The organism is Polaromonas sp. P1_F8, from assembly GCF_056405635.1.
Genome location: NZ_JBFUBS010000003.1, coordinates 443,592 through 470,063 on the forward strand (window position 1 = coordinate 443,592; position 26,472 = coordinate 470,063).

At 62.7% G+C, this 26,472-nt stretch carries 23 protein-coding genes; 4 read left to right on the forward strand and 19 right to left on the reverse strand.

The features are described 5' to 3' along the window. Positions 1 to 19: 19 nt before the first annotated feature. Positions 20 to 1,456, forward strand: coding sequence for a metalloprotease PmbA (gene pmbA / locus AC1D1J_RS13980; protein WP_457279095.1), 1,437 nt, complete (start codon positions 20 to 22; stop codon positions 1,454 to 1,456). A 125-nt stretch (positions 1,457 to 1,581) separates the two neighbouring features. Here the strand turns inward: pmbA and AC1D1J_RS13985 are convergent, their stop codons facing one another. From AC1D1J_RS13985 to AC1D1J_RS14035, 11 genes are all read right to left on the reverse strand, one after another. Further along, complete coding sequence (locus tag AC1D1J_RS13985; RefSeq protein WP_477666378.1) at positions 1,582 to 2,031, reverse strand: GatB/YqeY domain-containing protein; 450 nt, start codon at positions 2,029 to 2,031, stop codon at positions 1,582 to 1,584. A 111-nt stretch (positions 2,032 to 2,142) separates the two neighbouring features. Then, a complete protein-coding gene (gene rpsU / locus AC1D1J_RS13990; RefSeq protein ID WP_007872347.1) occupies positions 2,143 to 2,355 on the reverse strand; it encodes a 30S ribosomal protein S21 in 213 nt (70 codons plus the stop codon). A 227-nt stretch (positions 2,356 to 2,582) separates the two neighbouring features. Continuing rightward, positions 2,583 to 3,836: a BaiN/RdsA family NAD(P)/FAD-dependent oxidoreductase gene (locus AC1D1J_RS13995; RefSeq protein ID WP_477694974.1), complete on the reverse strand. Its 1,254-nt coding sequence runs from the start codon at positions 3,834 to 3,836 to the stop codon at positions 2,583 to 2,585. A gap of 66 nt (positions 3,837 to 3,902) precedes the next feature. Then, a complete protein-coding gene (locus AC1D1J_RS14000; protein ID WP_477694975.1) occupies positions 3,903 to 5,027 on the reverse strand; it encodes a sterol desaturase family protein in 1,125 nt (374 codons plus the stop codon). A 100-nt stretch (positions 5,028 to 5,127) separates the two neighbouring features. Next, a complete protein-coding gene (gene cobA / locus AC1D1J_RS14005; RefSeq protein ID WP_477694976.1) occupies positions 5,128 to 5,895 on the reverse strand; it encodes a uroporphyrinogen-III C-methyltransferase in 768 nt (255 codons plus the stop codon). Further along, a complete protein-coding gene (gene ybiB / locus AC1D1J_RS14010; protein WP_477694977.1) occupies positions 5,892 to 6,821 on the reverse strand; it encodes a DNA-binding protein YbiB in 930 nt (309 codons plus the stop codon). The genes cobA and ybiB overlap by 4 nt, the downstream gene beginning before the upstream one ends. A 43-nt stretch (positions 6,822 to 6,864) precedes the next feature. Beyond that, positions 6,865 to 9,753 (reverse strand): nitrate reductase, encoded by a 2,889-nt coding sequence (locus AC1D1J_RS14015; RefSeq protein ID WP_477694978.1) that lies wholly within the window; start codon positions 9,751 to 9,753, stop codon positions 6,865 to 6,867. Then, on the reverse strand, positions 9,746 to 9,868 hold the full coding sequence (locus tag AC1D1J_RS14020) for a hypothetical protein (protein ID WP_457279087.1): 123 nt from the start codon (positions 9,866 to 9,868) through the stop codon (positions 9,746 to 9,748). Before AC1D1J_RS14020 ends, AC1D1J_RS14015 begins: the two co-directional genes overlap by 8 nt. Before the next feature lie 41 nt (positions 9,869 to 9,909). Further along, positions 9,910 to 10,332 (reverse strand): nitrite reductase small subunit NirD, encoded by a 423-nt coding sequence (nirD, locus tag AC1D1J_RS14025; RefSeq protein ID WP_457279086.1) that lies wholly within the window; start codon positions 10,330 to 10,332, stop codon positions 9,910 to 9,912. Positions 10,333 to 10,369: 37 nt separating this feature from the next. Then, positions 10,370 to 12,805, reverse strand: coding sequence for a nitrite reductase large subunit NirB (nirB, locus tag AC1D1J_RS14030; protein ID WP_477694979.1), 2,436 nt, complete (start codon positions 12,803 to 12,805; stop codon positions 10,370 to 10,372). 52 nt (positions 12,806 to 12,857) lie between these two features. Further along, positions 12,858 to 13,007: a hypothetical protein gene (locus AC1D1J_RS14035; RefSeq protein WP_477686667.1), complete on the reverse strand. Its 150-nt coding sequence runs from the start codon at positions 13,005 to 13,007 to the stop codon at positions 12,858 to 12,860. A gap of 250 nt (positions 13,008 to 13,257) precedes the next feature. Here AC1D1J_RS14035 and AC1D1J_RS14040 point away from each other — a divergent pair, with 250 nt between their 5' ends. Then, positions 13,258 to 14,538, forward strand: a complete 1,281-nt coding sequence (locus AC1D1J_RS14040; RefSeq protein WP_477694980.1) for a type IV pili methyl-accepting chemotaxis transducer N-terminal domain-containing protein — start codon at positions 13,258 to 13,260, stop codon at positions 14,536 to 14,538. Between the two features lie 68 nt (positions 14,539 to 14,606). Beyond that, the gene (locus AC1D1J_RS14045; protein WP_477694981.1) at positions 14,607 to 16,355 is read left to right on the forward strand and encodes a bifunctional protein-serine/threonine kinase/phosphatase; all 1,749 of its coding nucleotides are present in this window, start codon (positions 14,607 to 14,609) and stop codon (positions 16,353 to 16,355) included. Positions 16,356 to 16,489: 134 nt separating this feature from the next. On the opposite strand, the gene AC1D1J_RS14050 is transcribed toward AC1D1J_RS14045, so the two are convergent. From AC1D1J_RS14050 to AC1D1J_RS14085, 8 genes are all read right to left on the reverse strand, one after another. Then, the gene (locus AC1D1J_RS14050) at positions 16,490 to 17,704 is read right to left on the reverse strand and encodes an MFS transporter (protein WP_457279081.1); all 1,215 of its coding nucleotides are present in this window, start codon (positions 17,702 to 17,704) and stop codon (positions 16,490 to 16,492) included. A gap of 184 nt (positions 17,705 to 17,888) precedes the next feature. After that, positions 17,889 to 18,347: a chemotaxis protein CheX gene (locus AC1D1J_RS14055; RefSeq protein WP_477694982.1), complete on the reverse strand. Its 459-nt coding sequence runs from the start codon at positions 18,345 to 18,347 to the stop codon at positions 17,889 to 17,891. Between the two features lie 10 nt (positions 18,348 to 18,357). Next, entirely contained in the window at positions 18,358 to 18,729 is a 372-nt protein-coding gene (locus tag AC1D1J_RS14060; protein WP_457279080.1) for a response regulator transcription factor, read from the reverse strand. A gap of 56 nt (positions 18,730 to 18,785) precedes the next feature. Beyond that, on the reverse strand, positions 18,786 to 20,927 hold the full coding sequence (locus AC1D1J_RS14065) for an ATP-binding protein (protein ID WP_477694983.1): 2,142 nt from the start codon (positions 20,925 to 20,927) through the stop codon (positions 18,786 to 18,788). A gap of 118 nt (positions 20,928 to 21,045) precedes the next feature. Beyond that, positions 21,046 to 21,855 (reverse strand): ABC transporter ATP-binding protein, encoded by an 810-nt coding sequence (locus AC1D1J_RS14070; RefSeq protein WP_477686671.1) that lies wholly within the window; start codon positions 21,853 to 21,855, stop codon positions 21,046 to 21,048. Positions 21,856 to 21,864: 9 nt separating this feature from the next. Then, complete coding sequence (gene ntrB, locus AC1D1J_RS14075; protein WP_477694984.1) at positions 21,865 to 22,830, reverse strand: nitrate ABC transporter permease; 966 nt, start codon at positions 22,828 to 22,830, stop codon at positions 21,865 to 21,867. A gap of 59 nt (positions 22,831 to 22,889) precedes the next feature. Next, positions 22,890 to 24,134: a CmpA/NrtA family ABC transporter substrate-binding protein gene (locus tag AC1D1J_RS14080; RefSeq protein ID WP_477694985.1), complete on the reverse strand. Its 1,245-nt coding sequence runs from the start codon at positions 24,132 to 24,134 to the stop codon at positions 22,890 to 22,892. 356 nt (positions 24,135 to 24,490) lie between these two features. Continuing rightward, positions 24,491 to 25,123, reverse strand: a complete 633-nt coding sequence (locus tag AC1D1J_RS14085; protein WP_477648113.1) for an ANTAR domain-containing response regulator — start codon at positions 25,121 to 25,123, stop codon at positions 24,491 to 24,493. 237 nt (positions 25,124 to 25,360) lie between these two features. Here AC1D1J_RS14085 and tsaD point away from each other — a divergent pair, with 237 nt between their 5' ends. Then, positions 25,361 to 26,404, forward strand: a complete 1,044-nt coding sequence (gene tsaD, locus AC1D1J_RS14090) for a tRNA (adenosine(37)-N6)-threonylcarbamoyltransferase complex transferase subunit TsaD (protein WP_477694986.1) — start codon at positions 25,361 to 25,363, stop codon at positions 26,402 to 26,404. Positions 26,405 to 26,472: the final 68 nt, after the last annotated feature.

A 26,472-nucleotide genomic window follows, 5' to 3' on the forward strand; every position in this document is an offset into this window, starting at 1 on the left:
CAGTATCATAGCTACCCATATGACCCAAAAAGCTTCTTCTCGCGCCAGCGGCGCAACTCGCAGTGCTTCCCGCCCCGTCCCGGGCCCCAAGAGCCAGTCAGCCCAACCCGAATCCGGTTTCAGCTACCACCGCGATTTTTTCGAGGAACTCGTCGACAGTGCCCTTGGCCATGCCAAAAAACTGGGGGCCACCGATGCCGCCGCGGAAGCCTCCGAAGGCTGCGGGCTCTCAGTCAGCGTGCGCAAGGGCGAGCTTGAAAACGTCGAGCGCAACCGCGACAAGTCGCTGGGCATCACCGTCTACATCGGCAAAAAGCGCGGCAATGCCGCCACCAGCGACTTTTCCAAGGCGGCGATTGAACAGACCGTGAAAGCGGCCTACGACATCGCGCGTTTCACGGCGGAAGACGAAACCTCCGGCCTGCCCGATGACCGCGACATCGCGCGCGTGCATCCGGCGCTCGACCTCTTTCACCCCTGGTCCATCAATTCGGAAGAAGCCGCCCAGCTCGCCCTGCAGTGCGAAGCCGCCGCCCTGAGTACCAGCCGCCTGATCACCAACAGCGAAGGCGCCGGTGTGTCGGCGCAGCAAAGCCATTTTTTCAGTGCGCATACCAAGGGCTTTCGCGGCGGTTACGCCAGTTCGCGCCACAGCATTTCGGTGGCGCCGATTGCCGGCAAGGGCGACCAGATGCAGCGAGATGCCTGGTACAGCTCCATGCGTGACGCGGGTGAATTGGCGGCCCCCGAAGCGGTAGGCCGCTATGCCGCCGAGCGTGCACTGGCACGGCTCAAGAGCCGCAAAATCCCGACCACGCAATGCCCGGTGCTGTTTGAGTCGCCGCTGGCTGCGGGCCTGCTGGGCGGCTTTGTGCAGGCCGTGAGCGGCGGTGCGCTGTACCGCAAAAGCACCTTCCTGGCCGACAGCCTGGGCAAGCCGGCTTTTCCCAAACACATCGACATCGCCGAAGACCCGCACCTGCGCAAGGGCAAGGGCAGCGCACCCTTTGACGAAGAGGGCGTCAAGACCAAGGCACGACAGGTGGTGGAAGCCGGCCGCGTTGAGGGCTATTTCCTGAGCACTTACTCAGCCCGCAAGCTGGGCATGCGCACCACCGGCAACGCCGGCGGCTCACACAACCTCATCATGACCAGCCGCCATACCCGCAAGGGCGACGACCTGGACGCCATGCTGCGCAAGCTGGGCCGCGGCCTTTTTGTGACCGAGCTGATGGGGCAGGGCGTGAACTATGTGACGGGTGACTACTCACGCGGCGCTTCGGGTTTCTGGGTCGAGAATGGCCGCATCGCCTTTCCGGTCGAGGAAATCACGATTGCGGGCAACCTCAAGGACATGCTGATGGGCATTGAGGCGGTGGGTGCGGACGCCTACAACTACGGCGCCAAAACCGTGGGCTCGATTCTCGTCAACCGGATGAAGGTCGCCGGGAGTTAGGGCCCCCACGCTTTTCACTTCGTGTAATGCGCTGCCCCCCGAGGGGGCGCCCCGCCTGCGGCCCGGCGAAGCCGGTTCCGCGGCTCGGACTGGCCTAAGAGGGGTGTAACCGCCGGCTGCTCTGTTTAGCCCGCCAGCGCGGCCTTCACCGCTGCCGAGACCTGGCCCATGTCGGCTTTGCCGGCGAGTTTGGCTTTCACTGCGCCCATGACCTTGCCCATGTCGCCGGGGCCGGTGGCGCCCAGTTCGGCGACGATGGCTTTCACGGCGGCGGCGACTTCGTCGGCGCTCAGGCGCGCGGGCAGGTAGGCCTGCAGCACGACCAGCTCGGCTGCTTCCTTGTCGGCCAGGTCCTTGCGCTCAGCCTTCTGGAAAGCTTCGAGCGAGTCCTTGCGCTGCTTGATCAGCTTGTCGACGATGGCGACCACGGCTGCGTCGTCCAGCACCACGCGCTCATCTACCTCTTTTTGCTTGAGGGCGGCCAGCAACAGGCGGATGGTGCCCAAGCGCTCGCTGTCCTTGGCGCGCATGGCGGTCTTCATGTCTTCGGTGATCTGGTCTTTGAGTGCTGACATTGGTGATGCTCCTGAAGCGAATAGGGTGGGGTGGTGCATTGCGCCAAAAACACAAAAGCCCGCAGAGCGTCCTCGTGCGGGCTTTTTGTTGCCGTGAGGCGGTACTAAAGATTAGTACAGCTTTTTCGGCAATTGCATCGAGCGGATACGCTTGTAGTTGCGCTTGACGGCGGCTGCCTTCTTGCGCTTGCGCTCTGCCGTTGGTTTTTCGTAAAACTCGCGGGCGCGCAGGTCGGTCAGCAGGCCGAGTTTTTCAATGGTGCGCTTGAAACGGCGCAGAGCCACGTCGAAGGGCTCATTGTCTTTTACACGGATGGTGGTCATTGTTCAGTTGATCCAAAAGGTGCGCCTTAATTGATCTGATCAGGATCAGGCCAGGCGCGGGTTTGCTAGCAAAGCCTTGGATTATATACCACCCCCACGCTTGTCACTTCGTGTACTGCGCTGCCCCCCGAGGGGGCGCTGCGCCTGCGGCCCGGCGAAGCCGGTTCCGCGGCCCTGGCTTGCATGAAACCCTGGGGCTGGGGCTGTGTTTTGTGGCCTTTTTGGTCCTATTCGGCTACCGCGCGGGCGGCCMGCGCCCCCGCGCAGGCGKGGGCGCTGGCCCACGCCCACTGGAAGTTGTAACCGCCGAGCCAGCCGGTGACGTCGACGACTTCGCCGATGAAATAGAGGCCTGGCTGCTTCGATTCCAGGGTCTGGGAGGATAAATCGCGGGTGTCTACGCCGCCAACGGTGACTTCGGCCTTTTTGTAGCCTTCGGAGCCGTTGGGGGTGAGTTCCCAGTCGGCCAGGCGTTGCGCAAGGGCCAGCAAGGCCTTGTCGGTGGCTTCGCTGATGGGGCGCTGCAGGGCAGGGTCCTGGCTGACCCACGCGTCGGCCAGGCGGCTGGGCACCAGGGTGGCGAGTTCGTTGGCGATCAGTTTTTTGGAAGTGGCCTTGGCGGGCAGCAGCAGGGCCGGAAGGTCCACGCCGGGTGCCAGGTTGATGCGGATGGGCTGGCCTTCGCGCCAGAAGCTGGAGATTTGCAGGACTGCCGGGCCGCTCAGGCCGCGGTGGGTGAAGAGCAGGTCTTCCGAAAAAACCACGGCCTTTTTGCGTTGCTTGGGCGTCGCGTCGGCGGGGCTGGTCTCGATCAGCACCGGCAGCGCCAGGCCGGCCAGCTGGGCATAGGGCGCCCAGGCTTCGCCGTCGAAGGTCAGCGGCACCAGCGCGGCGCGAGGCTCCACCAGCCGCAGGTCGAACTGTCTGGCGATGCGGTAGCCGAAATCGGTGGCCCCGATCTTCGGAATGGAAAGCCCACCAGTGGCGATGACCACCTGCGGTGTTTCAATTCCACCCTGATTGCTCTCAATTTGATAGCTGCTTGCGCCCGCCTTTATTGGGGTTAGGCCATATTTGATGGATTTTATGCTGCACGGTTGCCAGCGCGTCACCTGCCCGGCATCGCATTCGGCCAGCAGCATGTTGATGACGTCTTCGGCCGAACGGTCGCAAAACAGCTGGCCCTTGTGCTTTTCGTGAAAGGGGATGTTGTAGCGCTGCAGCAGGGCGATGAAATCCTGCGGGGTGTAACGCGACAGGGCCGAACGGCAGAAGTGCGGGTTCTCGCTCAGGAAGTTGGCGGGCGTGGCGTCGCGGTTGGTGAAGTTGCAGCGGCCACCGCCCGAGATCCGAATTTTTTCGGCGACCTTTTCGCTGTGATCGACCAGCAGCACTTTCAAGCCGCGCTGGCCCGCCTGGGCCGCGCAAAACAGGCCGGCAGCACCCGCGCCAATCACAACCACATCGAATTGATGTGTCAAATCAGCCTCTGGATCAATGTGAACGGGCGCAAGCAGCTATAAAAACCATAGCAAATCATCGGCGCTTCAACCTTTCCATGTGAAAGGAAACTTCAGTTGCTTCAAAAAGCCATTCGGCACGTAGTCGCCCAGCACGCCGTAGCGCTCCGGCCAGAGCCGGGTGCTTTTCACGGCTGTGCCGAAGAGGTAGTCGATGAAGGCATAGTGGGCCGAGTAATTGCGGTCCAGTGCTTCCTGATCCTGGCTATGGTGCCAGTGGTGGAAGTTGGGCGTGACGATGACGTAGCGCAGCGGGCCGAGGCGCACGCTCACGTTGGCATGGTTGAAGACCGCCTGGAAGCCGACGATGACGATGTAGGCGTCGATCACTTCCTTGGAAAAGCCCAGCACGTAGATGGGTGCCAGGATGAGCGTACGGGTGATCAAGAGCTCCAGGATGTGCTGGCGCGAGCCGGCGAGCCAGTCCATGCTTTTGGCGCTGTGGTGCACCGCGTGCAGGCGCCACAGCACCGGCACCTCGTGGTAGGCGCGGTGCGTCCAGTACTGCACCAGGTCGGCCACCAGCACGATCAGCAACACGCCGCCCCAGAAGGGCAGGCCCTGCACCCAGCCGCGTAGGCCGTCGTTGGCGGCCCAGCCGAAGAACTTGTGCACCAGCAAATTGGTCGCCAACAGCACAAAGCCCACGATCATGTGGTTGACGATGAAGTGGTGAAAGTCGGTTTGCCATTCGGCGCGAAACACCGGCTGCTCCTTGCGCAGCGCAAACAGCTTTTCAATGAAGATGAAGATCAGCGAGGAGCCCAGCAGGTCGAGGATGAACCAGTCCAGGCCGATGTAAGGCGTGTTGTCGGCGAAGTCGTTCACCGGCACCTTGTGCCCGCCCAGCAGCGCGGTGGCCACCACCAGCAAAAAGGCGGCGCCGGCCAGCCAGCGCGAGCGGTTGAAGATGATGTTGACCAGCGAGATGCCACCGGCAATCACCAGCGAGGTGAACATCACGATGCGGATGATGTCGACGTTGTAGCTTTTGCGCAGTTCCGGCGTGGTGAGGTATTCGGGAAAGTGAAAGGCCAGCACGCCCAGAAAGCACAGCACACCCAGGCTGAGAGCGATCACCCCGCTCATGAGGCCCTTGCCGCGGCGCAGCTCGCCGTGGCTTTCCGTCAATTCATTGAGTTTTTCAAGCATCGCGCCGTTCCCTCTGCTGTTGTTTTGATGTCGGGAGTGTAGCCGTGCATACCCGGTTGGCGCAGGGACGCGCGGGTCGCCAGCTTAGCGGCGCTGAAGCTCAGGCTGCGCGTACCGCGTGCGGGTGGCTGGCGGCCAGTGCGACGCCGCTGATCACGTCGCCTACGACGATCACGGCCGGGCTGGCCATGCCGGCCTGACCAAGCGCCTGCGCGAGCGTGCCCAGCGTGGCGGTGATGTGGCGCTGGCCCGGCAATGAGGCGTTCTGCACCACGGCGACCGGTGTCGAGGCTGGCAAGCCGGAGAGAAGTTCGTCCTGGATGCGCTCCGCGCCGCTGACGCCCATGTAGATCACCAGCGTCAGGCGTGCGCTGTGCGCGGTGGCGGCCAGGGCCTTCCAGTCGGTGCCGGTGTCGCCGGGTTTGGCATGCCCGGTGACAAACACCACGCCATGCGCATGCTCGCGGTGCGTGAGCGGCACACCCAGCGAAGTGACGGCGGCCAGGCCGGCGGTGATGCCGTTGATGATTTCCACTTCAATGCCCGCGGCGCGCAGGTGCTCAACTTCTTCGCCGCCGCGGCCGAAAATGAATGGGTCGCCGCCCTTGAGCCGCACGACGTCTTCGCCCTCGCGCGCGGCCATCAGCATGAGCTTTTCAATAAAGGCCTGGGGTGTGGACTTGCAGCCGCCGCGCTTGCCCACATACACGACGCGGGCTTCGGGCCGCGCAAACGCTACGATCTCGTCGCTGACCAGGTCGTCCACCAGCAGCACGGTCGCGCGCTGGATGGCCTTGAGGGCCTTGAGGGTCAATAGTTCCGGGTCGCCGGGGCCGGCGCCTACCAAAGTGACTTTTCCGTTGTTCATGATGTCGTGATGTGAGGCGGCTTGATTTGAGGAAGCAAGTGCAAGATATGTTCCACCTGACGGGCGATCGAAGGCGGCACAGGTACGTCGCCTGCGAGCACGGCGCGAATGTAGTCCGCTGTGGCGGCTGCGTCCACTGTTTTGGGAAAGTCGGGGATGGAGGCCAGCGTGCCGGCCTGGGTTTCTTGCAGGAGTGAGCGCTGCCCGCCGATAAAGGCGTCCATCTGCGGCATGCGGCGCGCGTCGGCCACCACTTCGCCTTCGGTGCCACGCAGCAGCAATGCATTGGCGCCCGTCAGCTCAAAGGTCTGCGCCATCGACACGGCGTATTCTGGGTGCGTGTAGCTGCTCACCACCAGGCTCTTGCCCAGGCAGGGCGTCATGATCTTGACCAGGCTGTGCGCCGGGTTGCGCAGGCCTACGGCGCGGCGCACGTCCAGGAGGCGCTTTAACGCAGGCAGCAGCAGCTCGGTCGGTGCAAAGGCCACTTCGCCGTTTGCTATCTTATTAATAGCAGCTTGCGCTCGTATGTCAAGGGCCAGGAGCACTTCTGATGCAAAAACCCGGCTCGATTCGGTGGGTGTGCCGTGGATAAGCACCGGAACGCCTTCACGCGCCAGCAACAGCGCCAGCAGCGGCGTGAGCACCGGCAGCTTGCGGGCGCCGTTGTAGCTGGGCAGCACCACCGTGGGGCTGTCGCCGGCGGGCAGATGATTGAGGCGCTGGTGCAGCGCATCGAGGAAACCCGCCATCTCTTCGGGCGTTTCACCCTTGATGCGCATGGCCAGGCAAAAGCCGCCGATTTCCAGATCAGTCACGGTGCCGTCGAGCACCTGACCCATCAGGTCCGTAGCCTGCTCGCGTGACAAAGCGCGGGCGCCATCCTTGCCGCGACCGATTTCCTTGATGTATTGGCTAATGCCCATAAGCGTGATTGTCCGCCAATGCAGATAACTTCTTGTTATGAGCTTAAGCCACTTGCCGGATAGGGATCACGGTACGGGGTGCTGAAGGCGGCGCGTCGTTGCGCGATGACCGCACCCGGCGTTTGAGTTCGGGCACACAGGAGCCGCAATTGGTGCCGCACTTCAGCGTGGATTGCAGCGAGGCCAGGCGCTCTTCATCAGTGCCCAGATGGCCGGCGCCGCCACCACCGGCCACTAACAGCGACAAGTGCTCGTCGATGGCCATGTCGCTGACGTTAAAGCAGGTGCACACCGGCTTGCCGCGCGACTGCACCGCCACCGGTGGCTTGGCGCCGGGCAGCAGCAACAGGCGTCCATACGATTGCGCGGCCAGCTCGTCCTGCAGCAAGGTTTTGATCCAGGCCTGGGCGCTGGTGTCGCCCGCCAGTACAAAGCCGGCGAGGTGGACGTCGCCTTCGCTGCGCATCAGTCGCATGGTGCGGCGCTGGCCTTTTTTGCGGTCGGCGTAGCGCAGCACATCGGCCGCATCCAACCCGAGAATGCGTTCCAGCGCGGCCAGTGTTTCGTCAGGCGGCGCCTCATGGCTGGCCGCGCGAAACAGCACGCCGGTGCGTTCGAGGCTGCGGTCGGCCAGCGGTGTGTTGTTGGAAAACGGCACGCAGCTGGTGAAGGGAAATTGCGCCATCAGCGGCTTGAGCTGCTCACGCGCCGCCAGCGCATCGCCCTCGGGCAACCAGGCCATCGCTAGCAGCGTCCACGGCATTTCGGCTTTGAGGATCTTCACCGCTGCGTGCTTGAGCTCGGGCTGTTTGGAGCTCGGGCAATAAGCCGACGTGGTCAGCGCATTGACGCCTGCCAGCGGCGTGCCGCCGGTCGACTGACCGCTTAAATACTCTTCGCCCCAGTGCATGGCCATGAAAGCCTGGCTTACTGCCACTTCAGGTGAAGACTGCAGCGGCACCACGATGGAGCCACGCTTGGACGTGACATGCACCAGATCGCCGTCTTTCAGCAGGCGCCGCGCCATGTCCTGCACGTTCATTTGAATCGAGGGTTCGGCCACGTGGCCGAACAAGCGCCCCAGCGTGCCGGTGCGGCTCATGCCGTGCCACTGGTCGCGCAGCCGGCCGGTGGTAAGCGAAAACGGATAACGCGATTCGCGCGGCTCGGCTACCGGCTTGTAGACCGTGTTGACAAAGCGGGCCTTGCCGTCGGCGGTGGGGAACACGCCGTCTTCATACAGCCGCACTTTGCCCGCCGTGTCGCCCGTCTTGAAGGGCCACTGTTGCGGTGCGTCGTCGAGCAGTGCGTAACTCAAGCCGGTGATGTCGAGGTCGCGGCCGCGGGTGGATTCGCGGTGCTCGTTCCAGATGGTTTCCGCGCCTGATGCTTCCTCGGCCAGCGAATAGGGGAAGAGGGTGGCGCCGGCTGCCGCGCGGCTGGGCAGCAGCTTTTCAAGCCGCTGTGCAAAGTCCACCGCGATGGACCAGTCGTGGCGCGTCTGGCCTGGTGCAGCCACGGCCGGCCGCACGCGGCTGATGCGGCGCTCGCTGTTGGTCACCGTGCCGATCTTTTCACCCCAGGTCGTGGCCGGCAGCAGCAGGTCGGCGTAGTCGCAGCTCGACGTGGTGGAAAAAGCCTCCTGCACGATCACCAGCTCGGCGCGCTCCATGGCGCGGCGTACGGTGGCCTGGTCCGGCATCGACTGGGCCGGGTTGGTACAGGCAATCCACAGCGCCTTGATCTCGCCGTCCGCCGCGGCCTGGAACATTTCAACAGCTGTCTTGCCCGGTGTCTCTGGCACCGATGGCACGCCCCACAGCGCAGCGACTTCGGCGCGGTGATCGGGGTTGGCCAGGTCGCGGTGCGCGCTCAGCAGGTTGGCCAGGCCGCCCACTTCGCGCCCGCCCATGGCATTGGGCTGCCCCGTCAATGAAAAGGGGCCGGCGCCTGCCTTGCCGATCTGGCCTGTGGCCAGGTGCAGGTTGATGAGTGCGGCATTCTTGGCGGTGCCGCTGCTGGACTGGTTCAGGCCCTGGCAGTACAGGCTCAGCGTGGCCGTCGAGGTGGCGAAGAGTTTGGCCGCGGCCAGCAGGTCTTCTTTTTTGATGCCGCAGGTTTCGGCCACCAGGTCGGGCGTGTAGTCGCGCACCGTGGCCTTGAGCGCGTCAAAGCCCGTGGTGTGCGCCGCAATGTAGGCCGCGTCAACCCAGCCTTCCCACAGCATGATGTGCAGCATGCCGTTAAAGAGCGACACATCGGTGCCCGGCTGTATGCCCAGGTAGAGGTCGGCGATCTCGGCCGTGTCGGTGCGGCGCGGGTCGCAAAAAATGATCTTGAGCGCGGGGTTCGCGGCCTTGGCGTCTTCAATGCGGCGAAACAGGATGGGGTGCGCGTAGGCGGTGTTGCTGCCGACGATAAAAATGCACTGCGCATGATTCACGTCGTCGTAGCAGGCAGGCGGTGCGTCTGCGCCCAGCGTTTGTTTGTAACCCGCCACCGCGCTGCTCATGCACAGGCGCGAGTTGGTGTCGACGTTGTTGGTGCCGATCAGGCCCTTGGCCAGCTTGTTGAAGACGTAATAGTCTTCCGTCAGCAATTGGCCTGAAATGTAAAAACCGACCGCATCGGGCCCATGCTCGCGGATGATCTGCGCAAAGCTTTCGCTGGCAAAGCCGAGCGCGTTGTCCCAGGACACCGGCTTGGGCGCTTCATGCCGATGTTCGCGCCGCATCGGCTGCAGCAAGCGCGTCTGTCGCGTAACGGCCGCCGTCGCGGTCAGCGCCAGCGTTGAGCCCTTGGTGCACAGCCGCCCGAAATTGGCCGGGTGATCCGGGTCACCGCGTACCCCGGTGATTTCGTCGCCTTGCGATTCAATGATGACGCCGCAGCCGACACCGCAATAGGGGCAAGTTGACCGGGTCTCAGCCATGATGGACGAAGCCAAGGCTGCGGCCTTTGTCGTGCATCGCAAAGCGATCAACAGCATGAGCTGTTAGATCGCAGCCGACACCGCAATACGGGCAAGTTGATCGGGTATCAGTCATGAATGTTCAGGGAGCCTTCGCGTTTATTCCGGTGATGCGGCTTATGCCGTGTGAGGCGCCTGCACGCTGAAGCTTTCGTCGCCCAATGCGCCACTGGTTGCACCCGGGCCGGCGCGAGGGGGCTGCAAATCCAGCGCCAGCGTGTCCAGCTCGACAGCGTCCAGGAAGACCTGGCCTGTTTCTACCTTGCAGGTGAATTTGGGCGTGCAGCCTTCGTCGGGCTGCTTGGCGCAGCCGTCCGCCAGGCCTATGGTCCAGTTGTGCAGGGGACAGGCCACGCTGGTGCCGAACACGATGCCCTGCGACAGCGGGCCGCCCTTGTGCGGGCAGCGGTCCAGCAGCGCAAACACCTGGTCCTGGTCATTGCGGAACACGGCCACATCAATACCTTTGGCGCGTGAGACACGTCGCGAGCCGAGCACCGGGATGTCGGTGACCAGGCAGATTTTTTTCCATTCAGACATAGTGATCTCTCAATTCGGGCTTAAGACGGGCAGCCGGTCAGGCGGGCGTGAGTTTTTCGAACTGACGGGCGTCCACCGACGCTTCTTTCAGGTCAAACCAGGGGTCCGGCTCGCCGTCCAGCGCAAACTGCAACTGCTCCCACAGGGCTTTGCGGCCTTCGTGGTCTTCCAGGATTTTTTTCTTCACATAGTCCAGGCCGACGCGGTTGACGTAATGCACCGTGCGCTCGAGGTACCAGCCTTCCTGGCGGTAGAGCTCGCAGAAGGCGCCGGTGTATTCGAGCACCTCGGCCGCGGTCTTGAGCTTGGTGAAGAAGTGGGCCACTTCCGTCTTGATGCCGCCGTTGCCGGCGATGTACATCTCCCAGCCCGAATCGACGCCGATGATGCCGACGTCCTTGATGCCGGACTCGGCGCAGTTGCGCGGGCAACCGCTCACGGCAAACTTGACCTTGTGCGGTGCATACATGCGCCACATGGCGCGCTCCAGGTCCTTGCCCATTTGCGTGCTGTCCTGCGTACCCATGCGGCACCATTCGCTGCCCACGCAGGTTTTGACCGTGCGCAGGGCCTTGGCGTAGGCGTGGCCCGAAGGCATGCCGATGTCTTTCCAGACGTTTTGCAAATCTTCTTTCTTGACGCCCAGCAAGTCGATGCGCTGACCGCCTGTCACCTTGACGGTCGGGATCTTGTATTTGTCGACTGCATCCGCAATGCGGCGCAACTCGCTGGCCGTGGTTTCGCCGCCCCACATGCGCGGGATGACGCTGTAGGTACCGTCTTTCTGGATGTTGGCGTGGCTGCGTTCGTTGATGAAGCGGCTTTGCGGGTCGTCCTTGGCCTGCTTGGGCCAGGTGCTGATCAGGTAGTAGTTGACGGCAGGGCGGCAGGTGGCGCAGCCGTTGGGCGTCTTCCAGTCCATGAACTTGAAGGTGTCCGAGATGCTCAGCAGCTTGTTGGCGCGGATGGCGTCACGCACCGCCTGGTGGCCGTGGTCGGTGCAGGCGCACATGGCCTTGAGCTTGGGCGTGGCCGAGTAGTCGCCGCCCGCGGTGAACATCAGGATCTGCTCCACCAGCCCGGTGCAGGAGCCGCACGAGGCGCTGGCCTTGGTGTGCTTGCGCACTTCGTCAAGCGTGAAAAGGCCTTTTTCCTTGATGGCCTTGCAGATCGTGCCCTTGTTGACGCCGTTGCAGCCGCAGACTTCGGCGTCGTCGGCCATCAGTGCGGCCTTGTTCTGGCCTTCGTGGCCGGCGTCGCCGAGGTTGGACTCTCCGAAAATCAGCTTGTCGCGGATGTCGGCCACACTGCGGCCATCACGCAGCAGCTTGAAGTAGTAGCTGCCGTCCACGGTGTCGCCGTAAAGGCAGGCGCCGATGAGTTTGTCGTCCTTGATGACGAGTTTTTTGTAGACGCCGCCGAAGGGGTCGCTCATCACGATTTCTTCAGCGCCGCTACCACCCATGAATTCGCCGGCGCTGAAAAGGTCGATGCCGGTGACTTTCAGTTTGGTGGACGTGAGCGAACCGGAATAACGGCCTATGCCGAACTGCGCCAGGTGGTTGGCCGCAACCTTGGCCTGTTCGAACAGCGGAGCCACCAGGCCATAGGCAATGCCGCGGTGCGCTGCGCATTCGCCGACCGAGTAGATGCGCGCATCGGTGACGGTCTGCATGGTGTCGTTGACCACGATGCCCTTGTTGCAGTGCAGGCGCATGGACTCAGCCAGCTGGGTGTTCGGCCGGATGCCGACTGCCATGACCACGAGGTCAGTGGCCACTTCCATGCCATCCTTGAATTTGATCGCCGTCACGCGGCCGTCTTCACCACCCACGAGTTCCTGCGTCTGCGCGCCGATCATGAACTTGAGGCCGCGGTCTTCCAGCGATTTCTGCAGCAGCTTGCCCGCCACGTCGTCAAGCTGGCGCTCCATCAGCCAGGGCATGACGTGCACCACGGTGACTTCCATGCCGCGCAGCATCAGGCCATTGGCCGCTTCCAGGCCCAGCAGGCCGCCGCCGATGACCACCGCTTTTTTGTACTTTTGGGCTGTGGCGATCATCTCGTTGGTGTCGGCGATGTCGCGGTAGGCAATCACGCCCTTGAGGTCTTTGCCGGGCACGGGGAGGATGAAGGGGTTGGAGCCGGTGCACATCAGCAGGCGGTCGTATTCCTCTTCGGTGCCGTCTTCGGCGCGGACCACGCGCTTGATGCGGTCCACTTCAACCACTTTTTTGCCGGCATGCAGCGTGATGTGGTTGTCCTTGTACCAGTCCCAGCTGTTCAGCACGATTTCGTCGAGCGTCTGCTCACCGGCCAGCACGGGGCTGAGCAGGATGCGGTTGTAGTTGGGATGGGGCTCGGCGCCGAAGACCGTGATGTCGTAGAGGTCGGGGGCGACCTTGAGCAGCTCCTCAAGGGTGCGAACGCCGGCCATGCCATTGCCGACCATCACCAGTTTTGATTTTTTCATGGGGCTACTCCAGATTGATTCGATGTCATGTTCAAGGTCCAATGTGCAAGCGTCATGCCACGGCGAACGCGGCAGCAGATGGGCAACGGGCGGGCAGAGCGGCGTAAATGGCCTCGGCGCCAGGATGAGGCGCAGCAACGCAGCGGTAGTTCGCCAACACCAGCGGATCTGTCTGATTTGTCAAAAATTGAGTGGAAATCATGATGCTCTCTCCCGGAAAAACAGGGATCCGGGCTGTCAACCCGGTATGAGGCACACCATTACGCACGTCGTTGTGCGCAGAACCCGCAGTGCATTCGCTAAGGTTGGGCGCGTCGTTACGCCCGCTGCAAATGACGCAAGACTTGTGCCATATCATTGGGATTCGCGGCTTTCCCGGCACCGGCGTGGCGGTGGCATGGCCTGCGACTTGCGAACTATGTCGCTGTTCCCCGCTTAACCCCTTGATTTGTATGACCTCCGCATTGGTAAATCTGAACGGCCCCGGTGGCGCACATCCTCTGGTCTCAGACCTGGAAGCCGTTGGCATCCAGGTGCTGGGGCCTGTCGGTGAGCGCAGCAAACTGGTGCAGGAAGTGCTCCGGCAGGCACCCGATGTGGTGATTTGCCATGACCCGCTTCCGGGCGATGAGCTTTTCAAGGCCTTACAGCTGGTGGCTGACACGGCGCCGTGTCCCGTCATTGTTTTCACCAGCGACACAGACGCGGGAAAGATCACACGAGCCACCGAGGTGGGTGTTCATGCCTATGTGGTCAACGGTTATGGTGCGCAGCGCCTGCGGCCCCTCATTCACCTCGCCCAGGCGCGTTTTACCCGCGAGCAGGCCCTGCGTGCCCAGGTGCAGGAGGCCGCCAGCCGGCTTGAAGAGCGCAAGGCGGTTGACCGGGCCAAAGGTATTTTGATGCGGGCCCGGCAGATGTCGGACGACGACGCTTTCCATATTTTGCGGACCGCCTCCATGCATACCAACCAGCGGCTGGGGCAGGTGTCGGAGCACATCATCCATTCGGCACGCTTCGCCGAGGATGTCAACCGTTCCGGCCAGTTGCGCATGCTGTCGCAGCGGCTGGTCAAGCTTGCCCTGCTGCAGCTTGCGGGGGTGCAGGCCGCCCGGGCCAAAGAGCTGCTGAAAGAGTCGGTGCTGCGCATCGACGCCAACCTGGTTTCACTGGGAAAAAGCCTTTCGCAGCCCACATTTGGAGATCTGCTCGGGCAGGTGTCCATTACCTGGGGGCGGCTCAAGATTGCCCTGCAGGACACGCCCGCCGCTGGCAGCATGGCTCACCTGGATGAACTGGCAGACCTGCTTTTGCAGGATGCCGAGCGCATGACCAGCAGCCTGGAGAGCGCCGGCGCAATGCCGCCGCTGCAGATGCTGAACCTGGCTGGCCGGCAGCGCATGCTGAGCCAGCGTTTTGCCAAATATGCCCTGCTCAGGGCCACCGGCGGCAAGGCAACGCTGGCCCGCAGCGAGGCCGGCATGGCCGAGTCCCAGGCGGCATTCGAGCAGGCCTTGCAGTACCTGAACGACATTCCGCTGACCAGCAAGGACATCCGCCTGTCGCTGGACCGGGCGGCCATCAGCTGGCAGCACATGCGCGAGGGTGCGCTTGCCATGGACAAAGACCCCCGGCGCCTGGAGGGCCTGGCGACGGCCAGCGAAGACCTCCTCGACGTCTTTGAGCAGCTGTCGGCCCAGTACGAACACAGTATGCAAATGCTGGTGGGCTAGGGCCTGCACGCCTGCGTGCATTGTTGCAATGCACCAAATTCGGGCATTAAACTTGCTTATCTTGGTGCATGGCATTTGATCTGGACATTGGCTTCGCAACACTTGCGGGCCGCAAGAACACCAACGAAGACTTTTGCGCAGCGATGCTGCCCGAGGCGGGGCAGGAGGGCATGGGTTCCATCGTGGCGATTGCTGATGGCGTGAGCACAGGCGGCATGGGCCGGGAGGCGGCGCAGACCACCGTGACCAGCCTGGTCCGTGACTACTACGGCACGCCCGAAACGTGGGACACCACCGTGGCCCTGGACCGCATCATCGGGGCGCAAAACGCCTGGCTGGCGGGTATCAACCAGCGCCGCAGTCCGGCCATGGGCCTGACCACCCTCACGGCGCTGGTGCTGCGCGGGCAGTCGTACACGCTGGCGCATGTCGGCGATTCGAGGGCCTATTTGCTGCGCGGCGGCAAAACCCAGCAACTTACGCACGACCATGCAGTCAATCACCCGGACTTTCGGCACCAGTTGCTGCGTTCAGTGGGCGCAGAGGACCATGTGGTGGTGGACTACATGCAGGGTGACCTGCAGGTCGGTGACGTTTTTGTGCTGCTGACGGATGGCGTGCATGGCGTGGTGCGTGACGTGCGGCTGCAGGGTTTTGCCGATCTTGAGGCGTCTGCCGACGCCCAGCTTGCAAGCCAGAACCTGGTCGAGGCAGCCCTGGCGGCTGGCAGCAACGACAACGTGACGGCTGTGGTGGTGCGGGTGCGCGGTTTGCTCGACGCAACACTGCAGGACGTCAACCGCATTGCGCAGACCCTGCCAATCCCGCCCCGCCTGAAGGTGGGCGAGGTGATGGACGGCCTGAGCGTGACGGCGCCAGTGGCCGACAACGGCATCAATGTGCTGTATCAGGTGCGCGACCCCGCTACACGGGTGCTGTATGCCCTCAAGACGCTGAACCCGGCCCGGTCACATGACGAAGAAGAGCGCGCCATGCTGGCCCACGAGGCCTGGCTGGCCCTGCGCATGCAGTCGGGCAGGGCGGCAGGGCATCTGGTGAACCTGCATGACCGCCTGCCGAACGGCCAGGAGCGCAGCGCGTTTTACCTGCTGTATGACTGGCACAGCGGCGAGACGCTCCAGCAGCAGCTTGACCGCCGCCATAAATTCAGCGTAGAGCAGGTGCTGGGCGTGGCCACCCAGGCCGCGCGGGCCCTGGGCCGGCTGCACCGCCAGTGCGTCATTCACCGCGACATCAAGCCGGCCAATCTCCATCAGGGCGAAGATGGCGTGCTGCGGCTGCTGGATCTCGGCGTGGCATTGAGCGGACGTGAACCGGAGGCCATGCGAAAGCTGCACGCCGGTACGCCCAGCTTCATCAACCCCGAGCAGTGGGGCTTCAGCGCAAGCAGCGCAGATGGGCCGGAGGAGTTGCCCGATGCGCAAAGCGATTTGTTCGCGCTGGGTGTGACGCTGTACCAGTTGTTAACAGCCCGGCTTCCTTACGGTGAAGTGCTGCCCTACCAGGCCGGCCGGTATTACCGCGACCCGGTGGCACCCAGCCGCATCAACCCCGAAGTGCCGATCTGGCTGGACCACATCGTGCTCAAGGCCGTGGCGCGCGACAAGCGCAGGCGTTTTGAAACCGCCGAAGAATTGTTGCTGGCGCTGGAGCGGGGCGCCTCGCGGCCGCTGACAGCACCGCAGGCCACGCCTTTGATTCAGCGGGATCCCGTGATGTTGTGGAAGCTGCTGCTGGGTGTGAGTGTGCTGGTCAATGTGCTGCTGATTTACTGGTTGCTGTTTTTGCCCAGGTAAGGTGATTGAGTATTGAATCGGTTTCTGGGGCAATGGGGACGGGCGCGAGTAGCTATTGAATTGATAGCGCGCACTTTGCTGAGGGTAGCTGGCCGGGCAACCCCCGGCCAGCGGCCTCAGCTAAAGGCGCATCCTCAAGCAGTCCGCGCCCGTCCACCTTTCTCCGCCCAGGTCCGTGTCCACCGAATCTGCATCACCCTCAGCATCACCAGCATGCCCAGCGACAGCGCCGCAAAAAAGAAGAACCCCCACATGTAAGTGCCCGCATATTGCTTGGAGATACCCATGGCATTGGGCACCAGGCCGCCGCCCAATGCGCCGATTTCCCCGATCATGGAGCCGGCCACCGCGGTGGCCAGGGGCCAGCGCAGCGGTACCAGCTGGAAAAGGGCGCCATTGCCTGCACCCAATGCGGCAAAGCACAGCATCACCAGCAAGGTGGTGGCCACCAGGGATTTGCTGGCCAGCCCGCATGCCACGAGTGTGACGGCGATGGTGAGCAGCACGACGCTCAAGGTATTCACGCCGCCCCAGCGGTCCGAGATCCAGCCACCGAAGATGCGCAGCGCCGCGCCCATGAAAGCTGCCAGCATCGACAGCTGCCCGGCCTGCACCTTGCTGACGCCGAACTGGTCGTAGTAGTAGGAAGGCAAAAACGTCGCCAGCCCGATGAAACCGCCAAAACTCACGGCGTAGATCAGGCTGAAGGCCCAGCCGTCTTTTTCAAACAGGCAGGCCACGTGCTCGCGCAGGGTGGCGTGGCTGTCCACATCGTCGGGTTCTTTGGCAAAAAGAATCATCGCGATCATCGGCAGCAGCATGGCTACGGCGGCAATGCCGTAGACCGACTGCCAGCCGAAGCGCTGCGCCAGCGCCGGCGCGACAAGCACGGAGACAGCGGTGCCCACGTTGCCCGCACCGACCAGACCCATGGCCAAGCCCTTGTAGCGGGGAGGGAAGGAGCCCGAACCCAGGCTGAGCGCTACGCCGAAACTGGCGCCGGCAATGCCCAGCAGCACGCCCATGGCCAGCAGGCTGCTGTAAGAATCGACCACGAAATAGCCGAACAGCAGGGCGACCATGATCAGGCCCATTTCCACCAGCGTGGCATTTTTGCGGCCAATGTACTGGGCCAGCACGCCCAGCGGAAAGCGCATCAGCGCACCGGCGAAGATGGGAACCGACAGCATCACGCCTTTTTCTGTGGGCGAGAGCTTGTAGGTTTCCGAAATGAAAGGCGCCATGGCGCCGTTCATGACCCAGATGCAGCACGAAAACGCGAAGTAGAAAAACGCTGCACCTAGTGTGGGCGCGTGGCCAGCCTTGAGAAAATTACGAAACCCCGCCATGGTGCAAGCTCTTTCTGTGAAGATGGTTGATTCACAGAAACAGTGCGAAAAGCATGCCAACTTGGGGCGCTAAAAATGCACCCTTGCAGCGCAATTTGGGCCTGAGTTGCGGTTTCTTTTGGTGCGGCGCACGCATTGCGTGCGCGCAGCCGTGCGAATCAACCAAGCCGACCGAGGTCGCGGGCTAGTTTTTGCGGTCCATGTCGACGCAGACCATCGCCGCGTAGTGGTTCCAGCGCAAGGTGATCACGTAGGGACGTTTGCGTACCCGGGCTTTCATGCCTTGCGCGCCCTGTAGCTTGATCGGCACTGAAATCTGCAGCTCGGACCCCAAAGCCTTGCGCGCATTGCCTGCCAGCGTATTGGCGATTTCACCCACTGCATCAAGCAGGTTGCCATCGCCCAGGTCGGTTTCATGCTGGAGCAGCAAAATCTCGCGCACCAGTTTCCCCGGCATGGACACCACCACATGTCCGTTGTGGCTTCCGGAAAAGGTCACGATGCCATTGAATTCAAAGGCTTCGATATCTCCCGTGCCGAGATAAGCCGAGGTGATCTGCGGCTCCTGCCGGGTCGTGATCTTGAGGTAATGCCGGATGGAGTCGACAAAAAGCTTGAGGTCGTTTTCGTTCAGTGTGGCCATCGCAGTGTCCTTAGCGCACGTCTGCAACGTCGAGCAATGCAATCTGCAGCTCTTCGTCGGTAAAGGGTTTGGCAACAAATCCGCGGGCGCCCAGCTTGAGCGCCTGGATGGCGGTTGATTTGTCGCTGAGGGCGCTGACCACCAGTATCTTGATGGATGGGTCGAACTTCAGCAATGCGGTGATGCATTCAATGCCGTCCATCTCGGGCATGGTCAGGTCCATGGTGACGACCTCGGGGCGGGTTGCCCGGGCCAGCCGCACGGCTTCAAGGCCGTTTTTGGCCAGGCCTGCGAGCACCACGCCCTTGATGCCGCCGTTTTGCACCACTCTCGAAATCCGGGTCCGGATCATGTTGGAGTCGTCAACAATCAGCAGTCGCATGGAGAAGCTCCTGTGTGGGGTTTGTGATGGCCATTGCTGGATTGCTTCAGGAAAATTCAGGAAAAAGAAACCTTGAATTCGGTGTGCTGGCCGGGCGTGCTGGAGAGCAGCAGGCGCGCGCCGAGACTCTGAACGTTGGATTGCACCAGATCCAGGCCCACGCCGCGGCCTGCGTGGCGAGAGGTAGCGCCGGCCGTGGAAAAGCCCGGCTTGAAAATATGCGCAACGATCTGCTGCTCACTAAAGCTTTGCAGCTGCTCAGGCGTGTACCAGCCCAATTCAAGCAGACGGCGGCGAACGTCGGCCGCATTCAGGCCCGCGCCGTCATCGCGCACGCTGAGCTGCCACTGGCCGTCTTCGTTCCGGGTGAGGTTGACGGCGATCCGCCCGGCCTCCGCCTTGCCCGCAGCGCGCCGTACGGAGGGAGCTTCCACGCCGTGCACCACGGCGTTACGCAGCAGCTGGATGGCGATTTCGCGCAGCAGATTCATCTTGTCGGCCGGCATGTCCTGGGCACTGCCCATGCGCACTTCGGCATCCACGCGTTTGCCGCAGTCGGTGCCGACCTCGTTCGCCAGCTGGGTCAGCACGGCGTTCAGTCCTTGCGATGCGGAACCGTCCGGGGCGGGCGCCGTGTCACCGCCTGAGCGCTTCTGGCCCAGCGCCTTGAAGGCGCCGACCTTGGCCAGCAGGTCCTCGAGCGGCAAAGGCAGGGCCAGCAGGGCGTCGCCGGTGGCGGCGCCGTTGTCCTTGAGCTTTTGCAACTCGCTTTCGAACTGATGGGCCAGTGTGGCCAGGATTTCCAGTCCGAGCGATGCTGCGTCGCCCTTGAAGGCGTGGATGCGGCGGTAGGCGCCGTCCACAGCTTTGAGCACCTGGACTTCCGAGGCGGCCGATGAAGTGCTTCGCAGCAGGTCGTTGACTTCCAGCAGGGACGCTTCAGCCCGCTCGACAAAGGCGCGCATCATGGCCGGCTCCGTCTCGAAAGCCTTGAGCATCATGGACAGCTCTTTTTGCGAGCGCTGGCGTTCGCCGGTCAAACGGGCCTGCAACTCGACCTTTTGCGTGATGTCCTGTACGGTGACCAGCAGGTGCCGCACCGTGGCGCCGTCCTGCACCCGGTTGAAATGGAACGAAAGGTAGCGCTTGGTGTCCTGGCCCAGCCGGTTCCTGACGGTGAGTTCCACCTCCGACAGCGGGTTGATGCCCTGGATGAGTTGCTCCTTGACGTGCGGGGAGAACAATAACTCGACATAGTCCCGCGCATCGGTCAATGCCTTGTCGGAAACCAGGGTGGACAGCTGGTAGAAAAAGTTTTGCCCGGGCGCGAGTGTTTTGCCGAACAGCGCGTGGGTCGAGCGGGACAACTGGGAGCCGAGCTGGTGTTGGGGTGTCAGCAGGAACAGCCCTTCGCGCACGCTGGCGAGAATTTCCCTGTTTTCTTCGGTGGCAGCTTCAATCGCGGCGTCTGAAGTTTTGAGGCGGCGCAGGAACTTGAACAGAATGAAGGCGAAATTCAACAGTGCCAGCACGATGCCGACGGTTTGCACCATGCGCAGCACGCTGGCGCGCGAGGCGCCGATCTGCTGCGTTTCCGTCACGAAGTCGTTGGCAACGCCCAGCAGTTTGCTGTTGTTGGCCTGGCTGTAGGCCAGTGCGGCGGCCAGTTCCGTCTGCGTGAAGTTGTCAGCGGCAAGCAGGGGCTGGAGCAGCTCGAAATAGGGTTTCCACAGCGCATCAACCTTGTCCTCCAGCTCGCGGCCCCGGCTGGACACCACGGGCTCCAGGTACACCGGTTTGCCGTCGCCGCCGGGAATGGTGCCGCCTTCGCGGAATGCGACGTGGGAGGCCTGGAAGATCTTTGCGCCTGAACGCAGCTCGGCCAGTGTCTCGGGCTTGTAAGGCGTGCCCGCCACCCGCATGGCGTCGAGTTCGAGCAGGGTCCGTGCGACACGCTGCGAAACATAGCGCTGGCGGCCGGAAAGGTTGATGGCCACGGTGTCCTGGTCGATCTTGAACGAGGTGTAGAAGTTCAGGACCAGCACCCCCAGGTCAAACAGCAGGAAAAACGCGACTGCGATGATGATTTCACGGTACTTGCCGAGCGAGGAGAGGCCGTGCGATGCTGGCGGCCGTGTGCTGGCCGACGCACCATGGGCGATTCTGTCGGCACCGGAAATGGGCAAAACTGCAGACATTGGAAACCTCCTGCTTGGTTGTTTAGTCGCGAGCCACCGCAGAACCGGCTTTGCCGGGCTGCTGGTGGCGCCCCCTCGAGGGGGAGGCGCCAAAGGCGCTTCGGGGGCGAGTCTTTACTCAGGCTGCTTTTTCGACGTGACCCTGGCGGGTGTAAAGGAAATCGATCACGGCTTTGCGGTAACCCAGGTAGCGGATGTCTTCGGCCAGCGCCACGCGGGAACGCGGGCGGGGCAGTTCCACCGGCAGCACTTCGCCGATCGTGGCGGCGGGACCGTTGGTCATCATCACAATGCGGTCGCTCAGCAGCACGGCTTCGTCGACGTCATGGGTCACCATGACCACCGTGCTTTGCGTGGTGGCAACGATTTGCAGCAGTTCGTCCTGCAGCTTGGCGCGGGTCAGGGCGTCAAGGGCACCGAAAGGCTCGTCCAGCAGCAACACCTTGGGTTCCATCGACAGCGCGCGTGCAATGCCGACGCGTTGCTTCATGCCGCCCGAAATCTCGCCGGGACGTTTTTGCGCAGCCGGCGTCAGTCCGACCATGGCCAGTGCGGCGTCGGTGCGGGCCTTGAGTTGCGCCTTGCTTTCGGTGGCTGAGAACACGCGCTCGACAGCGAGGTAGACATTTTCAAAGCAGGTGAGCCAGGGCAGCAGCGAATGGTTCTGGAATACGACAGCGCGCTCGGGGCCGGGTCCGGCAATCTCGCGGTTGGCGCACAGCAGGCTGCCCTCTGTCGGCGTGGTCAGGCCAGCAATCAGATTGAGCAGCGTGGATTTGCCGCAGCCTGAATGGCCGATCAGTGTGACGAACTCGCCTTTGGCGACCGTGAGGTTGATGTTCTGCAGTGCGCAGAACGGCCCCTTTTTGGTCTTGAAGGTTTGCTCGACGCCCTGGATTTCGATGTATTTGGTGGTGAAAGAGGTCATGGCGATTCCTTAATTTTTCACTTCTTCGAAGGTAAAAGCCGTGGCCAGCTTGATGAGGGCGAACTCCAGCACCAGCCCGACGATGCCGATCACGAAGATCGCGATGATGATGTTCTTGACGTTGAGGTTGTTCCACTCGTCCCAGACCCAGAAGCCGATGCCGACGCCGCCGGTCAGCATCTCGGCCGCGACGATGACGAGCCAGGCGGTGCCCACGGCAAGGCGCACGCCGGTCAGCATGTAAGGCAGCACGGCGGGAAAGAGGATCTTGGTGACGATCTTCCACTCGCTGAGGTTGAGCACACGCGCCACGTTCATGTAGTCCTGGGGCACGCGCTGCACGCCGACTGCCGTGTTGATGATCATCGGCCAGATGGAGCAGATGAAGATGGTCCAGATGGCTGCGGGGTTGGCGCCCTTGAAGACCAGCAGACCAATCGGCAACCAGGCCAGCGGCGAGACCGGGCGCAGCAGGCTGATCAGCGGGTTGAACATGCGGCTCAGAAAGTTGAAGCGCCCGATCATGAAGCCGACCGGTATGCCGACGACAGCCGCCATGCCGAAGCCCATGGCCACGCGCTTGAGCGAAGACAGCACGTTCCAGCCCACGCCCTGGTCGTTGGGCCCCTTGCTGTAGAACGGATCACTGAAGATCTGCACCGCCTGCACAAAGGTGTCTTTGGGCGAGGGAATGCTGCCGGCCGTGCCCATGAAAACCAGTTCCCAGATCAGCACCAGCAAACCCAGGCCCAGGAGGGGGGGCAGGACGCTGAACCAGAGCCAGGAGGCATCACCGGATGGCTTGGTGATGGGGGTGGGTTTTGTTGGAGCGTTCATGCTGTTTTGGGCTGTAGTGCCCGTTGGATGAGCGCCACCAGCTATCGAATTGATAGCGGCAGCATCTCTGGGCCTTTCGTTGCTGCGGCTTGCCGGGGTTGCCGCCTCCAGCGGGTTGTGAAATACGGCACTGACCATGGCGTCACCTCTTTACGTAGGAAGGTTGGGTGGGTGTAGCGTGGATATCGCGTGGGTGTTCAGGCGTGAACCTTGAAACTGTCGGCGTATTTTTTCGGGTCCTTGCCGTCCCACACGGTGCCGTCCATCAGCTTGCTGCTGCGCATGATGTCTTTGGGAACGCTGGCCTTGGCAGCCGTCGCGGCCTGCTTGTAGACGTCGATGTGGTTGATTTGCTTGGCAATGCCCAGGTAGTCGGGGTGATCCTTGATCAGGCCCCAGCGCTTGTGCTGTGTGAGGAACCACATGCCGTCGGACAGGTAAGGGAAGCTCACCGCACCGTCGTTGTAGAACTTCATGTAATTGGGGTCGTCCCAGGTCTTGCCCATGCCGTTCTGGTAGCGGCCCAGGATGCGCTGGTTGATGGCGTCCACGCTGGTGTTGACGTAGCTCTTGTCGGCCACGGTTTCGGCCATTTTGTTCTTGTTGGAGAGGCTGGCGTCAATCCATTTGCCGGCCTCGATGATGGCGGCGGTCACGGCGCGCGCCGTGTTGGGGTATTTTTTGACGAAGTCGGCCGTGGTGCCCAGCACTTTTTCAGGGTGGTCTTTCCAGACGTCCTGGGTGGTCACGGCGGTCACGCCGATGCCGTCGATGATGGCGCGGTGGCCCCAGGGCTCGCCCACGCAGAAGCCGTCCATGTTGCCCACGCGCATGTTGGCCACCATCTGCGGCGGCGGCACGGTGATCACTTTGGCGTCCTTCATCGGGTTGATGCCGTTGGCGGCCAGCCAGTAGTAAAGCCACATGGCGTGCGTGCCGGTGGGGAAGGTCTGGGCGAAGGTGTATTCGCGCTTGTCGCTGGCCATGAGTTTGGCCAGGCCCGGGCCGTCAACCGCGCCTTTGTCGGCGAGTTTTTTGGACAGTGTGATGGCCTGGCCGTTGTTGTTCAGGGTCATCAGCACGGCCATGTCTTTCTTGGGGCCGGCGGTACCCATGTGGACGCCGTAGACCAGGCCGTAGAGCACGTGGGCGAAGTCCAGTTCGCCGTTGACCAGCTTGTCGCGCACACCGGCCCAGCTGGCTTCCTTGGTCGGGATGATCTTGACGCCGTATTTCTGGTCAATGCCCAGCACCGAGGCCATGACCACGGAGGCGCAGTCGGTCAGTGGAATGAAGCCGATCTTCACTTCCTTCTTCTCTGGTGCGTCTGAGCCCTGGGCATAGACGGCAGCGCGCAGGGCGGGGTTGATGCCCACGGCGCCCACGGCTGCGGCCTGCAGTACTGTGCGGCGTGTCAGCGAAGATTTCAGCAGTTCAGTCATGTCAGCGGCTCCTGAGAGTTAAAAACAAAAGACAAAAACAAAAAAGGCGCTCGACCCGGGCAACACGTTGAACGTGATGCAGGGTGCGAACGCCTTTGTTCCTTGGGGCACCACACACTTCGCCATTGAAGTGCTGTGCCGGTTGGCCATCTTTGACCAATGCCTAGGGCATTGCAAAAGCTGTGCCAGCGATGCTGAGTGCTGTGAAAGAGAGTCGCTTTGAGAAGGGAAAGTGCCCCGGATGCACTGCCTGCACCAGTGGCTGCGGGGAAAGGCGGTGCGAGGCGGTGGTTTGATGTTTGCACCGTATTTGTGCGGCGCACCAATTGGGGGTTACCTGACGTCAGGCCCGGGATTCATCCCAGCAAATCCAGGGCGTCGAGCATGCGCTGGGCGACTTCGCCCAGCCGCAGTCCCTTGTCCATCGCTGCCTTGCGCAGCTTTTCGAAGGCAGCCTGTTCGGTCAGGCCCTGGCGCTGCATCAGCATGCCCTTGGCCCGGTCTATGACTTTTCGGTCATGCAGCTCTGTTTTGGCGTGTGCCAGTTCCTTGCGCAGGCCCTGCTCGTGTTCAAAGCGCGCCATGGCCACATCCAGGATGGGGCGGATTCGATCCGGGGAAAGGCCGGCCACCACATAGGCCGACACGCCGGCGGCGACGGCATCCTTCACGTGGCTGGTGTCGTTGTCGTTGGTGAACAGCACGATGGGCCGCCGGGCGTCCCGCGTCGCCATCACCACATGCTCCAGCGAATCGCGGGCCTCGCTTTCGGCGTCCACGATGATCATGTCGGGTTGCAGTTGCGCCAGGCGCTCATCCAGGAAGGTATCGGCGGGGAGCACCGCGACGATGTTGTAACCGTTTTCCAGCAGGCCGATGCGCAGCTGGCGCGAGCGCTCGGCCAGCTCCCGTGCATGGGCGTCATCGGACACGGACTCCAGCAGGTCCGGGGCGATGATGACAAGGCGCAGGGATTGGGACGGTGTCATGCGCCAAGCGGTGCAAGAACCGTGCCCCCACAGTCGTTCACTGCGTGTAACTCCTTGCCCCCGAGGGGTGCCGCCCGCCTGTGGCCCGGCAAAGCCGGTTCCACGGCTCATGCTGGGTTAAAGAGTACCAGCGGGCAGCCGCGGGACTGGCTTTGCCAGACCGCAGGCGCCGCCCCCTGGAGGGGGGAACAGGCTACACGCAGTGAGCCTGGACGGGGGTGGGTCTACACTTGGACGATGCTAGTTCTAGGAATCGAATCGAGTTGCGATGAAACCGGTGTGGCGCTGGTGGATGCCAGTGGCAGCGGCGTGCCGCGTCTGCTGTCGCACGCCTTGTTCAGCCAGATTGACATGCACCAGGCCTATGGCGGCGTGGTGCCTGAGCTGGCAAGCCGGGACCATATCCGGCGTGTCTTGCCTTTGACGCATCAGGTGATGGCCGAGGCGGGCAGCAGCCTGGCGCAAGTGGATGTGGTGGCGTATACGCGCGGCCCCGGGCTTGCGGGTGCGTTGCTGGTGGGGGCGGGTGTGGCCTGCTCGCTGGCGGCGGCGCTGGGCAAGCCGGCGATGGGTGTGCATCACCTGGAAGGGCATTTGCTGTCGCCCTTTCTGAGCGCCGACCCGCCCGAGTTTCCTTTTGTGGCGCTGCTGGTGTCTGGCGGCCATACCCAGCTGATGCGGGTGGACCGGGTTGGCAGTTACGAATTGCTCGGTGAAACCATTGACGATGCGGCAGGTGAGGCTTTTGACAAGTCGGCCAAGCTGATGGGCTTGCCTTATCCCGGTGGGCCCCATCTGTCGAAGCTGGCTGAGCACGGCGACGGTGCGGCCTTCAAGCTGCCGCGCCCCTTGCTGCACAGCGGTGACCTGGATTTTTCCTTTGCGGGGCTCAAAACCGCAGTGCTGACGCAGGCCAAAAAACTGGGGCCGGATCTGGAAAGCCGCAAGGCCGACCTGGCAGCTGCCACGCAGGCGGCGATTGTTGAAGTGCTGGTGAAAAAATCATTGGCGGCCATGACGCAAACCGGGTTGAAGCGCCTGGTGGTGGCTGGCGGCGTGGGCGCCAATGCGTTGCTGCGCAGCCAGCTCAATGCCGTGTGCAAGCAGCGCGGCATTCGTGTGCATTACCCCGAGCTGCATTTGTGCACCGACAACGGCGCCATGATTGCCCTGGCGGCTGGTATGCGCTTACAGGCAGGCCTGGAAACACTGCAACGCGGCTACACCTTTGACGTGAAGCCGCGCTGGAGTTTGACCCCCACGGTCGCTCGCGCCGCGTAGCTCCCCTGCCCCCCGAGGGGGCCGCTGCGCCTGCGGCCCGGCAAAGCCGGTTCCGCGGCCCTGGCTGG

What these genes read in the sequence shown, in the direction of transcription:
- AC1D1J_RS14085 (WP_477648113.1), bottom strand. Translation starts at nt 25,123, where the DNA reads ATGACACCGTCCCAATCCCTGCGCCTTGTCATCATCGCCCCGGACCTG.
- ntrB (WP_477694984.1), bottom strand. Translation starts at nt 22,830, where the DNA reads ATGGTCAGTGCCGTATTTCACAACCCGCTGGAGGCGGCAACCCCGGCA.
- rpsU (WP_007872347.1), bottom strand. Translation starts at nt 2,355, where the DNA reads ATGACCACCATCCGTGTAAAAGACAATGAGCCCTTCGACGTGGCTCTG.
- cobA (WP_477694976.1), bottom strand. Translation starts at nt 5,895, where the DNA reads ATGAACAACGGAAAAGTCACTTTGGTAGGCGCCGGCCCCGGCGACCCG.
- nirB (WP_477694979.1), bottom strand. Translation starts at nt 12,805, where the DNA reads ATGAAAAAATCAAAACTGGTGATGGTCGGCAATGGCATGGCCGGCGTT.
- AC1D1J_RS14080 (WP_477694985.1), bottom strand. Translation starts at nt 24,134, where the DNA reads ATGACTGAACTGCTGAAATCTTCGCTGACACGCCGCACAGTACTGCAG.
- AC1D1J_RS14055 (WP_477694982.1), bottom strand. Translation starts at nt 18,347, where the DNA reads ATGGCCACACTGAACGAAAACGACCTCAAGCTTTTTGTCGACTCCATC.
- AC1D1J_RS14065 (WP_477694983.1), bottom strand. Translation starts at nt 20,927, where the DNA reads ATGTCTGCAGTTTTGCCCATTTCCGGTGCCGACAGAATCGCCCATGGT.
- AC1D1J_RS14060 (WP_457279080.1), bottom strand. Translation starts at nt 18,729, where the DNA reads ATGCGACTGCTGATTGTTGACGACTCCAACATGATCCGGACCCGGATT.
- AC1D1J_RS14070 (WP_477686671.1), bottom strand. Translation starts at nt 21,855, where the DNA reads ATGACCTCTTTCACCACCAAATACATCGAAATCCAGGGCGTCGAGCAA.
- AC1D1J_RS14045 (WP_477694981.1), top strand. Translation starts at nt 14,607, where the DNA reads ATGGCATTTGATCTGGACATTGGCTTCGCAACACTTGCGGGCCGCAAG.
- ybiB (WP_477694977.1), bottom strand. Translation starts at nt 6,821, where the DNA reads ATGGGCATTAGCCAATACATCAAGGAAATCGGTCGCGGCAAGGATGGC.
- AC1D1J_RS13985 (WP_477666378.1), bottom strand. Translation starts at nt 2,031, where the DNA reads ATGTCAGCACTCAAAGACCAGATCACCGAAGACATGAAGACCGCCATG.
- pmbA (WP_457279095.1), top strand. Translation starts at nt 20, where the DNA reads ATGACCCAAAAAGCTTCTTCTCGCGCCAGCGGCGCAACTCGCAGTGCT.
- tsaD (WP_477694986.1), top strand. Translation starts at nt 25,361, where the DNA reads ATGCTAGTTCTAGGAATCGAATCGAGTTGCGATGAAACCGGTGTGGCG.
- AC1D1J_RS14015 (WP_477694978.1), bottom strand. Translation starts at nt 9,753, where the DNA reads ATGGCTGAGACCCGGTCAACTTGCCCCTATTGCGGTGTCGGCTGCGGC.
- AC1D1J_RS14050 (WP_457279081.1), bottom strand. Translation starts at nt 17,704, where the DNA reads ATGGCGGGGTTTCGTAATTTTCTCAAGGCTGGCCACGCGCCCACACTA.
- AC1D1J_RS14040 (WP_477694980.1), top strand. Translation starts at nt 13,258, where the DNA reads ATGACCTCCGCATTGGTAAATCTGAACGGCCCCGGTGGCGCACATCCT.
- AC1D1J_RS14020 (WP_457279087.1), bottom strand. Translation starts at nt 9,868, where the DNA reads ATGACTGATACCCGATCAACTTGCCCGTATTGCGGTGTCGGCTGCGAT.
- nirD (WP_457279086.1), bottom strand. Translation starts at nt 10,332, where the DNA reads ATGTCTGAATGGAAAAAAATCTGCCTGGTCACCGACATCCCGGTGCTC.
- AC1D1J_RS14035 (WP_477686667.1), bottom strand. Translation starts at nt 13,007, where the DNA reads ATGATTTCCACTCAATTTTTGACAAATCAGACAGATCCGCTGGTGTTG.
- AC1D1J_RS14000 (WP_477694975.1), bottom strand. Translation starts at nt 5,027, where the DNA reads ATGCTTGAAAAACTCAATGAATTGACGGAAAGCCACGGCGAGCTGCGC.